Source organism: Robbsia sp. KACC 23696 (genome assembly GCF_039852015.1).
Taxonomy (GTDB): domain Bacteria; phylum Pseudomonadota; class Gammaproteobacteria; order Burkholderiales; family Burkholderiaceae; genus Robbsia.
Genome location: NZ_CP156626.1, coordinates 1,489,953 through 1,503,931, shown reverse-complemented (window position 1 = coordinate 1,503,931; position 13,979 = coordinate 1,489,953). Strand labels below are relative to the sequence as shown.

General features: G+C 63.1%; 6 protein-coding genes. 2 read left to right on the top strand and 4 right to left on the bottom strand.

The window, feature by feature from the left end; translation table 11 throughout:
- Positions 1-313: 313 nt before the first annotated feature.
- Both ABEG21_RS06210 and msbA read right to left on the bottom strand, forming a co-directional pair.
- A complete protein-coding gene (locus ABEG21_RS06210) occupies positions 314-3,976 on the bottom strand; it encodes a hypothetical protein (RefSeq protein WP_347556357.1) in 3,663 nt (1,220 codons plus the stop codon).
- A gap of 362 nt (positions 3,977-4,338) precedes the next feature.
- On the bottom strand, positions 4,339-6,135 hold the full coding sequence (gene msbA, locus ABEG21_RS06205; RefSeq protein WP_347556356.1) for a lipid A export permease/ATP-binding protein MsbA: 1,797 nt from the start codon (positions 6,133-6,135) through the stop codon (positions 4,339-4,341).
- A gap of 159 nt (positions 6,136-6,294) precedes the next feature.
- Here msbA and ABEG21_RS06200 point away from each other — a divergent pair, with 159 nt between their 5' ends.
- Both ABEG21_RS06200 and ABEG21_RS06195 read left to right on the top strand, forming a co-directional pair.
- A complete protein-coding gene (locus tag ABEG21_RS06200) occupies positions 6,295-7,854 on the top strand; it encodes an O-antigen ligase family protein (protein WP_347556355.1) in 1,560 nt (519 codons plus the stop codon).
- Positions 7,855-7,862: 8 nt separating this feature from the next.
- The gene (locus ABEG21_RS06195) at positions 7,863-8,768 is read left to right on the top strand and encodes a glycosyltransferase family 2 protein (protein ID WP_347556354.1); all 906 of its coding nucleotides are present in this window, start codon (positions 7,863-7,865) and stop codon (positions 8,766-8,768) included.
- A gap of 61 nt (positions 8,769-8,829) precedes the next feature.
- Here ABEG21_RS06195 and ABEG21_RS06190 read toward each other — a convergent pair whose 3' ends face one another.
- Positions 8,830-9,996 carry a glycosyltransferase family 4 protein gene (locus ABEG21_RS06190; RefSeq protein ID WP_347556353.1) on the bottom strand — a complete coding sequence of 389 codons (1,167 nt, stop codon included), beginning with the start codon at positions 9,994-9,996 and terminating at the stop codon, positions 8,830-8,832.
- A 28-nt stretch (positions 9,997-10,024) separates the two neighbouring features.
- Complete coding sequence (gene dnaE, locus ABEG21_RS06185; protein WP_347556655.1) at positions 10,025-13,828, bottom strand: DNA polymerase III subunit alpha; 3,804 nt, start codon at positions 13,826-13,828, stop codon at positions 10,025-10,027.
- Positions 13,829-13,979 lie beyond the last annotated feature (151 nt).

Below are 13,979 nucleotides of genomic sequence, written 5' to 3'. Positions count from 1 at the left end.
CGTTCAACTTGGCGACGGAAACCCCAGCCCTTAACCCACTTCTGTAGCTGCAAATCGATCAAAAGCCTAGCTTCTCCCGCCCCATCTGTTTTCAAAATTCCTGGCTCGGACAGATTTCTAGCTACCCGTGTAGCTTCCTAAACAGCATAATTTTGCCTATACGAGGATCACTGAGAATCAACCAAGTTCCTGAGAAATATACCAGCCATTATGCGCTTTTTGCGAAATCGGCGACTGGAGATGAACGTCAATAAAATTCATTTAAAACACTACGACATCGTGCTGCCGTGATCGCCATCGCTGCGCCGGGCTGTCAGCGCGCGGCGCGATACCAGGCCGGCGCCACCAACGTCGTCGTCGAGGGCATCGCATCCTCGACCGCATGCGGCACCACGCCGAACACACGTTCCGTCTGCGCCAGTGTCCGGAAGTCCTCGAACTTGACGACCTCATCGTAGAAGCCCTGCCGATATACCGCGCGCCATTGCATTTCGGGCAGGTATAGCGGACTCTCAAGGCCAGCCCCAAACCGTCTGAACTGGGCCGCCGTGGGATCCAGCACATAGGTTTCGATGCCGCGCCGAACGGTCAGCACGACATGATTCGCCGGCTGAACCACGCCTCTTCGCCAGATCAGTATGCCCCGATACGCGACGGCGTCGACCATCGGCCCCAACAACTCGCGTCCCAACAAGGCGGCGTCATAACACATGCCTTCGGGTGCACGCATCATCGCGCGCATGCCGAGGTCCTGGTCGAACGCCGCGGCAACGCGCGCGAGAAAGGCGCGATCGGAAAGACTCGCCGCCTCGACTTCGACAGCCGGCGCCGCCGCGCGCGCCCGGTCCGCGAGCCGCCACGATGCGGTCCGATTCCAATGGAAGCGACGCATCGAGCGCCAGGCATCCGCGCCGTGCCGCCGCAGCCCCCGTCTCAATCGCACACTCAAGGGCCGCACCGCGCGCGGCGCGCCATGTAGATAAGGCAGCACGCCGCGTAATACCCGAAACGCCCGAGTCAGCGGCAACAGTCGCGACTTCCGCGCGGCGCGAATCGCGGCACGACCCGCCCGCAGCGCTGCCCGCCCGAGCAACTTCACGGGAAGTCCGAACATCGTCAGGACCATCACGATCTCGGCCGTATCAATCGCCATCTGGCCCCAATCCACCCGATAGCCATCCTTCCCGCGCTCCTTCTCGATCGCCCCATAGAAAGGCAGCCAATTCACAAGCCATTCGGCGGTACCGGGCGCATAGTGGCCCTCTTCGAATGCATCGACGTATTGACGCAACGCGTTTGCCGCATCGCCTACCGTCTCATCGTAGATCGTCGAACGAACGGCGACGACTCTCTCGGTCCCATCACGGCGCGGCACTGTCGTGGTGCGCAGCGTGACGACGATGCGATGCTGGTCGAACCATCCGGTTTCGGCCGCGCGGGTGAGCCAACTCGATTCGAATCGCCCATGCTGCGATGCCAATCCCAACCACATCGGTAGCGCAAGCTGCTGCGGATGCGTCAGCGCATCCAGCTGCTGCTGGCATTCCCCGTCCTTCGCCAAATTCGACAACGTCAGCATGTCCGATCGATCGGTCATGGCACAGACGACCATCGGTTCGGACAGCTCCAGGAAAATGACGTGCGCTTGCCATCGCTGCTCCTGGTTGTGGAGGTGATCGAACATCAACGCGAATTTTTTCCGTCGCGTCAGATATGCCACGTCGTAGACCTGACCCCGACTGCGCCAGATCAGCGGATCGATCCCCTGATTGCTCAGCAGCGTCTCGGCGATATAGCGTGCATGGCGATCGGCATAGCGTTCACGATAACGAGCGAACTGTCGGTGATAACGCTCTCGTGACGCGGCATCGGTACTCATGAAGCATTGTCGGTAGGCGTCGCTGCGAATACGAGCGGCCCACGTCGCAGGCAAGGTGACATTGGCGGTCGGCAGCTGCCCCGACCGTTGCTGGAAGCAGGCGTTCCGATAGTATTTCATCGGCATGAAAATCAAGGAGCGCATGGCCTGCTGCTCGTTTTCGTACCGTTCGGTCAAGCGCACCACGTAGCGATAGAGCGCGCCGAGCGTTGGCAAGCGGTCGAAACGCCCCCACCCCGGTTCCGCCTCACCGACCGTCATATCGGTCAATAGTCGGGTCATAAAATCGTCGTCATTGACGCCCAGGCCATGCACCATGTCGAAGCGCATAATCAACAAGGTGGCCGCAAGACGATGTGGCAATTCTCGCCGCCGAGACATTGCGGCGCACCGTTGGCTGTCCCCGTCGTCGGCGGCGTCGGCGCTGAGCCAGGTGAAGGCCGCCTCGGTCCAGCCTGACGCCTCCGGCAATCTCACGTCGGTGTCGCCTCGCGCCCCCACGTTTGCCTGACGGAACGCCGCACGCGACGCCTCGGCCAGGTGGGCAAAAGACAAGCGCGTTGCGCCGGACTCCCCCGGCTGTGTCCGCCACGCCTCGGCGCGGAGATCGGCGAGTGCCTCGTTGAGGAACGCGACCCCGCGCTGTATTTCTGTTCGGATCGCGTCGAGCGTGGCGCGCTGCAGCGCACGATCCAGGCTCACACGCTGGGCGACCCGCTCGCACACGGCGGCCTTGCCCTGCTTCCCACTCGCGCGCCGCGTCGTGTGCGTTTGCGTCTCATCGGGCACGGCCGATACCCCCGCCGCCGCCGCATCGTCCGGCGGCATTGTCGTTGTTCCCACGACAAAAGGCGCTGGCGTACTAGCGTGATTGAGACTTTCCGATACGGCCTCCACGGCACGCTCCAGATCCACCGCGAGGCGCGATGGATGGGGCGGGTCCTGAACCCGATAATGCGCCGCCGCGTAGGCCACGATATCGAAAAGAAGTGCGCGTGTCAGACGATAGCGCGCACGCAAATCACACCGCATCGACGGCATCGCCGCCGTCGCCGCTTCGAATGCGGCAGGCGAGTCGCTTTGGCATACCAGGGAAACGATGCGCCGCGTATCCAGGAGCGGATCGGCGACGGCGGCCACGTCGCAGTACGGCGCATTGCTCCCGCCGTCATAGTGAAAGTCGATACCCGCGTCATTTGCGCTAGCGAACCGACGGTGATCCCATGCGTCGTCGTCCAGCGTCGGCCCCGACGCATCGGTGTCTCCATCGGCGGGGTCCGCCCATGGCGCGGCCGATGCGGTCAGCGCCTCCCATGACAGTCCATCGACGAGATCAGGGAAGACCGCGTTCTCTGCTAGCGCATCCGTCTCGTTATGCGCCTCCCCCTCCTCCCGATCCGGCGACATCGTCGATGCTGAATATCCACCAGCCCCGGTTACCGCGTCTGCGGCGCCCGTCGTGAAAAAAGACTGCGCCATATCGGCCGAGGGCAGCGTGCCGGTTTCGTGTGTCAACGCCGCGTCACCCGCTTCTCGCAGATCGTCCATCGAGACAGTAACGGCCTGCGTGCCGGCCCCGGTCTCGTGCGCGACATCGTCGTCATCGGACGCGTTTGCCGCCCCCAATGGGTCCGCCCCTTGCGCGCCTATCTCGTCGTCGCTCACCGTCATGTTGCGCAGGTAAGCAAACGCGTCACGCATTCCCGTCGCCGCACCGGGCATGCAGCCGGCAGCGCCGCTTTGAAACTGCAGCGCTTCCAGCGGGACCGATGCTTCACAATCGAAAGTCGTATTTAGCGTCGACATCATTTCTTCGACGAAGCCGCGCGACAAGGTTCCTTGAGCGGCCAGAAGAAAGCCCGGACCGAACATCCCGTAGTGTCGTTTCCGACGACGGTAAGCACCGCGCCGCTGCAGCCCATGCAACTCGACCAGCGTCATCAGATCGCGACCCTGCCGCCACGCCGCGCTAGCATCGCCGTCGTCGCCCTCATCACCCTCCCCGCCATCGCGCAGACCCGATGCCTCGGTGCCGATCGGCGCCGTCATCGCCGACGGCGCAACGGGCAGAGCCGATACAGGCGGGCGCTCGGACACCGAACCCTTGGGCGGTATCCGATCACCACACTGCCGCGACTGATACGAACAAATCAAACCCATTCATTGCCCTTCCCATGTGGTCGATATTCCCAGTCGATCTGGCATCCCGTGACGGCACGCGCTCATTGAGGAAACAATAAAACAAAGGCAAGGCGCGTCCAAGTCGGCTATTCGGCCTAGTATCTTTTTTATATGCATTCCTTATTATTAATGCAATGGACAGCTGCAAAAAGATACTGTGCGGACTAAGCGCACCAAGGGGAAACACGATGGGGAAGCGATGCATCCGCGCTCGCCATCCGGCAGGCAGATCGCGTAGGAACGATCCGCCGACGTCGCGTCGGCGGATCAACCGGGTATTACGCCGGCGCAGCGTCGCCGGCGCGCTCGTACTGGATACGATGCAGCGTGGCGTAGAGACCGTCTTTGCGCAACAGCGCCTCGTGCGTGCCTTCTTCGATCAGGCGCCCGGCTTCCATCACCAGGATCCGATCGGCGCGTTCGATCGTCGAGAGCCGGTGCGCGATGACCAGGGTCGTACGACCCTGCATCAACTTCTCGAGCGCGATCTGCACATACCGTTCGGACTCGGAGTCGAGCGCCGAAGTCGCCTCGTCGAGAATCAGGATCGGCGCATCCTTGTAGATGGCGCGCGCGATCGCCAGACGTTGGCGTTGGCCGCCCGACAGGCGCATGCCGTTGTCGCCGACCCGTGTCTGCAAGCCTTCCGGGAGAATCGCCACCGCATCGGTCAGATTCGCCGCCGCCAATGCCGCCTCGACACGCGGCAAGTCGATGGCCTGGCCATAGGCCACATTCGCGGCGATCGTGTCGTTGAACAGCACCACATCCTGGCTGACGAAGGCGATCTGCTTACGCAGATCGGCCAGACGGTATTGCGACGTCGGCTCGCCATCGATCAGGATCGTGCCTTCGGTCACATCGAAGAAACGCGGCAGCAGATTCACCAGCGTCGTCTTGCCACTACCGGACGGGCCGACCAGTGCGATCATCTCGCCCGGCCGCGCCTCGAACGTGATGTCCGTCAGTACCGGACGCCCCGTCTCGCCGTAGCGAAAGCCGACATGGTCGAAGCGCACCGCGCCGCGCGACCGATCCAACGGCTTGTCGCCACCGGACGTTTCCGGCGGCTCGTCGATCAGACCGAAAATCAGCTCGGCCGCGGTCATCCCCTTTTGCAGCGGTTGATTGACGTCGGTCAGATGCTTCAACGGCGAAATGATCAACAGCATCGCGGTAACGAAGGAAATGAAGCCGCCCACCGTCGTCTGGTCGTGCGCCGACTGAATCATCGCAATCGCCAGGACGACCGCCAGCGCAATCGAGGCGATGAACTGCGTGATGGGCTGTGCCAGACCACCGGTCACCGCCATCCGCATCGCATAGCCGCGCAGGATCTTGCTCATGTCGCGAAAGCGGTTCATCTCGTACGCTTCGCCGTTATGCACCTTCACGACCTTATAGCCACCCACCGTTTCCTCGACGACGTAGGACAACTCGTTCGTCTGGGTCTGGAAGTCGCGGTTCAAACGTCGCAGCCGGCGATTGATCTTCCGCACCAGCCAGGCGATCACCGGCAAGATCACCGCGATGATCAAGGTCAGCCGCCAGTTGCGATAGAACAGCAAGCCGAGCAAACACAGCACCGTCATCGAGTCCCGCACCAGCGTGACCATCACGCCGCTGAGCGTGTTCAGAATGTTGTTCACCTCGAAGACGATCGCGTTGATGATCGTACTCGCGGTTTCGCGTTGGAAAAACGCAACACGCGCGTGCAGCATCTTTTCGAACATCTCCTGTCGCAACTTCAACAGGATCTGCGTGCTGATGCGATTCAACAGATAGCCGGACGCATATTGTGCCGCGCCACGGAGCAGCGCGAGGACGACGACGGCGACCGGGATGACCCATTTCGGCAGACCGTGCGGGTTCGAGCCGAAACCGTCATCGACCAGCGGTTTCAAAAGCCAGGGAATACCGGCCTCACTGGCCGCCACCAGCCCCATCGCCAGGGCCGCGGCAATCAGCACCAGCAGATGCGGCCGAACGTAGGCACGCAGGCGCCGGAACACGGCAGTGTTCGCAATGGGTTTGGCCGTGGTACTGCCGGCGGGAGGAGGAGCGCTTGTGGTCATCGGCTGTCTGTCAGGGAGCCGACCCGCAAGTCTGCTCCGAACGAAAGGAGGCCCATTATATAGGCCCCCCCCTGCGGTGCAATCCCGGCCGGTACGTGCGGACAGGGCAAAGAGGCAATATCGCTCATGCTACACTTGGCGTGCCAAACAGACTCCCGCATGATCCGGAAAACAACATCCCCCTCGACGTCCACGGATACCGCCGAAGCCCCCGCGACGCCGCCGTACTCCTTGCCTGTTCCCCCCACCGGTGCCTTGTCGGCGCACGATACGACCTATGTCGCCGATGCCCGACGAGGCGGCGACACGGGGCGCGCGGCGCATGAGCCGGGCATCGCGAGTCCGACAGGCACGATGCGCCGCCGGCTGTCGATCGGCCTCGTGGTGCTGGCCTGCGCTTACCCCGTCGCCAGCCTGAACGTGCAAGGCGTCGCGAATGGCATGTTGTTCCTGTTTGCCTTGATCGGCTTGTTCTCCCTCCCGACATTGACGGGGCGCGGCATGCCGCCGCAGGTGCGGGGCTCGCTGGTCGGCATCGCCATACTGGGCTGGCTGCCCTTCGTGGCCGCGCTCGCCAACGAGGTCGCCCGTGTGCACTGGGTGCCGCGCAACCTCGATCTGCCGCTCCGCTTCGCCCTGCTGGGACCGTGCATTGCCTGTGCCTGCCGGATCGGTGTACAGCGGGGGCGCCATCTGCAATGGGGGCTGATCGGTGCGTCGATGTTCTGCGGCGCCCGTGAAATCTACGTGAACTTCGGCGTGGCACGGGTCTCCGAAGTCGGCTTGATCAATACGATTCCATACAGCGACGTCACGTTGACCTTCGGTTTTCTGACGCTGATGACGCTCGGTTGGACGCTGGCCGGCCCGCAACGTCCGCGTCTGGCCGCAATCGAGACGCTGCTGAAGGTGCTCGCCTTCGTCGTGGCACTCGGCGGCTCCGTTGCCAGCGGCTCGCGCGGCGGCTGGCTCGCCATCCCCGTCCTGGGCGCCCTGTCATGGTATGCGCTGGCATTGCGCGCCACGCCAGGCAATGGTGCGGCGTGCAGCGATACTCCCATCGTCGCCCACTCCCGCCGCGCGCTGCCCGTCCTCATCGTACTGGGCGCGGCACTCGGGCTCTGGCATGCCTGGCCCCGCTTGACCGAAGCGTTTTCCAATATTGCCGTCTTTCTGCAGGGCGGCCACTTCAATACGCCCATCGGCATCCGCTTCGAGGTGTGGCGCGCATCGGTGATGATGCTCGCGCAGCATCCGCTCGTCGGCGTGGGATACGACCAGTTCATGCCGACATTGGCCGCATTGATCGGCGAAGGGAAAATACCCGCCGTCCTGCTCGGCCTTCCGCACTCCCACAACGATATGCTGTTCGCACTGGCGACGACAGGAAGCCTAGGCGGGATCGCACTACTCAGTCTGTATCTGGTGCCCTTTGGAAAATGTCTCCGCTGGACGCTTGAAGCACGTACGCGCGAAGCGCGTTGCCTTGCCGCGATGGGTACGGCACTCCCCCTGTCCTATCTGGTCTACGGCTTGACGGAAACGATGTTCATCATCTCGATGGATACCGCCCTCTTTGTCTTTATGAGCGCGCTGTTGCTGGCACTGGCGCGTGCGGCCACGCTCGTATCGGTCGCGTCCGACACGTTGCCGGACATCGACGCGCGGCAACGTGATTCGCGCGTCCGCGCAGCCGCAGACCGACGCACCGGGGGATGATGGCCGCGATGCAGAAACCGTCGATTTCGCCCACGCCGAACGGCACGCCGACCACCCGTAGCACGCTCGGCGTGGCCCTGATCACCCGCAATGCCGCACAGCACCTCGCGGCCTGCCTCGACGCGGTGCGTTTCGCGGACGAGATCGTCCTGCTCGACCAAAGCAGCACCGACGGCACCGTCGCGCTTGCCGAGATGCGCGGCGCACGTGTCGTGACCGCAGCCGACTGGCCCGGGTTCGGCCCGCAAAAAAATCGGGCGATCGCCCTGTTGGAGACGGATTGGATTCTGGTTCTGGACGCCGATGAAGTCGTCTCGGAAACGCTGGCAGCGTCGCTCGTGCGCCAATGCCAGCGCGCGAGCACGGATCAGGTCGTCTATGCCCTCGACCGCGTCTCATCGTTCTGCGGCCATTGGATCCAGCATTCGGGCTGGCGTCCCGACATCATTCCGCGCGTTTTCCGCCGCGGTACCGCGCGCTTCTCCGATGACCGTGTCCACGAACGTTTGCTGTACGACACGCCCGTGCAGACGCTGGACGGCGAGTTGTTGCATTACAGCTATGACAACGTCGATACGGTGCTGCGAAAGATCGATCAATATGCGGCCGAAGGGGCACGGCAGCGTTTCGAACGCGCGCCGCATGCACGCCCCCCCACCGTCGCCAAGGCCTGGTGGCGTGCCGTATGGGCCTTTTTCCGTACCTTTGTGCTGAAGCGCGGCTTCCTCGATGGGGGCGCCGGATTATCGATCGCGGCCATGAATGCGCAAACCGTCTTCTATCGTTTTCTGAGACTGCGTGAGCGGCTGGTTGCACCGTCATCGACACGACGCGAAGACGGCGCCTCCAGCTCGACGAGCGCGTCAATCACGTCGACCTTATCGCCAGACCGATCGAACACGACCGCTGACTAGCCACAAAACACAACGTGCCCACTCGCCAGCGGCAGCCGCCGCAGCAGCGCTAACGCGCTACTTAGGCTGTGGCGCGCGGCCGAAACGCCGTGGCGTCGTCATGTTTGCCCACCGGTGTATGCCGACGCGGGCGGATCAACGCCAACAGCGCAGCAACATGGTGATCGATATTCGGGTCATAGCCGACCGGCAGATTGTCCGAACCCGCTGTCAACGCCGCAGGCACGCCAGCCTCGCACGCGCCCACGGCGTTGCGCCGTGCGAGGCATCGCTCTGCCGCCTCACCCACCGCGCGTGCCAGATCGTCGGGGCGATCGCCATCGAAGACATAGCAATCGGCGGGCGGGAGTACCTCGGTACAGGCAATGCGGCTATCCAGCACGACCGGCGTTCCGCAAAGCACGGATTCCACGCCGACCAGGCCGAACGGTTCGTATCGCGATGCGAGGATCGTCACATCGGCGGCACGATAGGCTTCGGCGATGTCCGAGGCATAACCGAGATAGCGAATCGCCTCGCACGCATCGGGGATCGGGCGACCCACCACGGCCAGCACCACCGGCAAGCGCGTGTTCGCAAAAAACGCCGCGAGACGCGCATAGCCTTTACGCTGATGACTGCTCGACGGGAACAGAAAAACCACTTTGTCCTCGCCGATGCCGTGCTTTGCGCGCCATGCCTGGCGCTCGCCTAAGGCAGCGGCGGGATCGAGTGCTTTGAAATGGGTTTGATCGACCGGCGGGTACAACACGTTGATCTTGTCTTGCGGCACCTGATAAAGCTCGTGCAGCTCGTTCGCCATCATGCGCGAGTGCGCGACGACCATCTGCGCGTGCGCATACTGCGACGCTTCCAACGTGATCTGACGGCGATCGCTCCACGTCGCCTCCCGCTCGGAGGCACGCAGGAAGCCCCGATGGGTGCCGCCGCAAATCGCGATCTCGGCGCAATCGGTCCGATTGACGCCCAGCAATAAATCGACACGATATTGCTGACGCAGCGCCGCGACCCGACGCGCGAAATAATGATCGCGCAATTTGCCTGGCAGCCATTTGACATTGATCGGGACCGGCGTAACGTCGTGCGTCTTCAGCAAGCCCTCATCGAAGCTGCGCGCGAAGACAATCGGCCGAACGTTTGCACGATTCAGACCGCGAACGAGGTCGAGCGCGTAGCGCTCCAGGCCACCGCTCTGCTTGAAAGCGTTGCATGCGATTGCAATGTTCATGCTTGCCTCGCGGTTCCGAGAGAGGAGGTCAATAGGAGATTTCCGCTGCATCTCGACCAAATGCCGCCGTCAATGCCGCCATCAATTCGTCGTTCGGTTTCACGCACCAGGCGTGCCCCAAGGCTAACTCGGTCGCAGCATCTCTGCTTGTATAGCGTATCTCAACCCGCAATCCCGTGCGCGCCGGCGTCACATCCCGCGGCTGACGGCCCCGTCCGCCCGTGGCGCCGTTACCACCCCGGCCCGCACCATTGCCGCCACCATTACCACCGTAACCGCCGCCGCCCTGGCGGAAGCCGCCCGCGCTACCCCCACCGCCATTACCGCCACCGTCGGCCCATGCGGCCTCGCCCGACTCGGCCATCATGTCCGGCGCCCGATAGGCGATCAAAATATCCTTCAATCGCCCGATATCGGCCGTCGCCGGCAGCGCGCCCTTCGTTTTGCCGTTCGTCGGGGCGTCGGACTTGCCGTTCTGCGCACCCACCGACTTGTCGGTCGATGCCACGTTCGACGGCGCGTCTTCCACGGGCGCGTCTGCGCCGCGCAGCGACAGACGCACCGACCGCGCATAGCGACTACGCGCCCGCTCCAGATCCATCAGCGACTCGGCGGTGAAGCGCAGACCGCCGGTGAACGCGTCGTTGCGTGCGCTACCGCTGACGACGAGCAACTCGTCCTCTTTCAGCAGCGCGCGATTCGCATCGTATAGCTCGTTGAAAATCGTGATCTCGCACTGTCCGGTCGTGTCGTCGAGCAAGGCCACCACCATTTTGCCGCGCTGCGTCATCTGCGTACGCAGGCTGACGATAATGCCGGCGATCACTTTGTCGCGCCCTTCCGTCAGTTCACCGATGGTCTGACGCATGAAGCGTTTCGCCTCGACCTTATACGCATCGAACAGATGGCCCGACAGGTAGAAGCCCAAGGACGACTTCTCTTCCTGCAAACGTCGCTTGTCGTTCCACGGCGCCGTCTTGACCATGTCATGCGGCGGCGCTTCGCCGCCCATATCGAACAAGCCGACCTGCAAGGCGTTCGCGGCGGCCTGATCGGCGGCTTCCATCGCCAAGGGCACGGAGGCCAGCAACTGCGCGCGGTTGTCGTGCAGCGCGTCGAAGGCACCGGAACGGATCAGCGTTTCCACCGTGCGTCGATTGACGACGCGTCGATCGATACGTTCGCAGAAGTCGAACAGGTCCACGAAGGGCCGTTCCTCGCGCGCCCGAATGATCTCCTCGATCGCATTCTGCCCACTGCCCTTGATCGCGCCGAGACCATAGCGGATCGTGCGCGAACGTTGCAGCGCGCCATTCGCTGCCGGCGGTTCCGCCACCGGCTCGAAACGATACGCGGACAGATTGATGTCGGGCGGCAGCACCTTGAGATTGTTCGTGGCGCTGATGCAGTCCTCGTACAGGATCTTCACCTTGTCGGTGTCGTCCATCGCGAGGCTCATATTGGCCGCCATGAATTCGGCCGGATGGTGCGCCTTCAGCCAAGCCGTGTAATACGCGAGCAAGGCATAGGCCGCCGCGTGCGACTTGTTGAAGCCGTACCCGGCGAACTTTTCCATCAAGTCGAAGATTTCGCCGGCCTTGTCGGTCGTCAGCCCATTCTTCGCCGCACCTTCGGCAAACAAGGCGCGATGCTCGGCCATTTCCTCGGCTTTCTTCTTCCCCATCGCGCGACGGAGCAAGTCGGCGCCACCCAGCGAGTAGCCGCCGATGATCTGCGCCATCTGCATCACCTGCTCCTGGTAGACCATGATCCCATAGGTCTCCTTGAGCACGGTCTCGACGCGCGGGTCCGGGTAATCGACATTCTCGCGACCGTGTTTCCGTGCACAGAAGCTCGGAATCAGGTCCATCGGCCCCGGTCGGTACAAGGCGACCAGCGCGATGATGTCTTCGAAGCGGTCCGGCTGCGCGTCTTTCAACATGCCTTGCATGCCGCGACTTTCCAGCTGGAACACGGCGACGGTATTCGCCTTTTTCAGGATATGAAACGAGGCCGGGTCCGTCAGCGGAACCTGCGCCAGCGACCAATCGGCCTTCGAGGGGTCGAGTCGGCGAATATAGCGTTCCGCCCAATCGAGGATCGTCAGTGTGGTCAGACCGAGAAAGTCGAACTTGACCAACCCGACCGCTTCGACATCGTCCTTGTCGTACTGGCTCACGACGCCGCCGCTTTCGCCGTCCGCGTCGCCGCCAGCGCCCTGCGTGTAGAGCGGACAGAAATCCGTCAACTTGCCGGGCGCGATCAATACGCCGCCCGCGTGCATGCCGACGTTACGGGTCAAGCCCTCGACCCGCTGCGCGAGATCGAACAACTGCCGCACTTCTTCTTCGGATTCGTAGCGCTCGGCCAGCTGCGGCTCTTCCTTCATCGCATCTTCGAGTGTCACGTGCTTGCCCGGCTTGAACGGGATCAGCTTGGCGACGCTGTCGGTGAAGTTATAACCGAGGTCGAGCACGCGACCGATATCGCGCACCGCCGCCTTGGCGGCCATCGTGCCGAACGTGGCGATCTGCGACACCGCATCGGCGCCGTATTTGCGCTTGACGTACTGAATGACGCGATCGCGCCCTTCCTGGCAGAAGTCGATATCGAAGTCGGGCATCGATACCCGTTCCGGATTCAGGAAACGCTCGAACAGCAGGTTGTATTCGAGCGGATCGAGGTCCGTGATGCCCAAGGCATAGGCGACCAGCGAGCCTGCGCCCGACCCCCGACCCGGGCCCACCGGCACACCGTTCGTCTTGGCCCAGTTGATAAAGTCGGCAACGATCAGGAAGTAGCCGGGGAACCCCATCTTGATGATGGTGTTGGCCTCGAAATCCAGCCGCGCCTCATAACGGGCACGCTCCGCTTCGCGCTTCGTTTCGTCGGGATACAGGAAGGCCAACCGCTTTTCCAAGCCGCCCCGAGATTCGGCGACGAGGAAATCGTCCAGCGTCACACCGTCGGGCGTCGGAAACAGGGGCAGCTTCGGCTTGCCGAGTTCCAGCACCAGATTGCAGCGCTTCGCGATCTCGACCGAATTCTCCAGCGCAGACGGCAGATCGGCGAACAACGCCGCCATATCGGCCTGGGTCTGGAAATGCTGCGTCTGCGTGAAGCGCTTGCTGCGCTTCGGATTCGCCAGCAAATCGCCTTCGGAGATACAGACCCGGGCTTCGTGCGCCGTAAAGTCGTCCGGCGTCATGAACTGCACCGGGTGCGTGGCGACTACCGGCAGCGCCAATCCCGCCGCCAGTGCCACTGCCTGGGCAATATAACTCTGCTCGCCCGGCTGTCCGGCGCGCTGCAGTTCGATGTAGAAGGCATCGGGGAAAATCGACTGCCACTGCGCCGCACAGCGACGCGCCGCCTCGGCGTTGCCCGCAGCCAACGCCATGCCGATATCACCGCCCTGCGCGCCGGACAGCGCCAGCAGGCCCTCGGCAAATCCGTTGGCGAGCCACTCGGCCTTGACCTCGGCGCGCCCCTTGTATTGATTCGTCAACGAAGCCCGCGACAACAATTCGCACAGGTTCAGATAACCCTGGCGGTTGCGGACGAGCAGCAACAGGCGGTGCGGCTTCTCCCGGTCGGCGGCATTCGTGATCCAGACGTCGGCGCCGGCAATCGGCTTGACGCCGGCGCCACGCGCGGCTTTATAGAAGCGAACAAGGCCAAAGGCGTTGCTGAGATCCGTGAGCGCGAGCGCGCCCTGGCCGTCTTTCGCGGCGGCTGCAATCGCGTCATCGAGGCGGACGATACCGTCCGCGATCGAATATTCGGAATGGAGGCGGAGATGAATAAAGCGTGGTTCTGACATACCGCGTATTGTACCTGCCACGGAAAACCGGGAACACAATTTCAGTTACAAGCGGTGACGCGCGGGGCGGACGACGCGCCTGCCCCGCGGCAGCCGATGCGTCGCCAGTGCGCCGCGCCACGTCTGCGGGCGGCCCATTCCCGCCCGTGCGCGGCCCGGT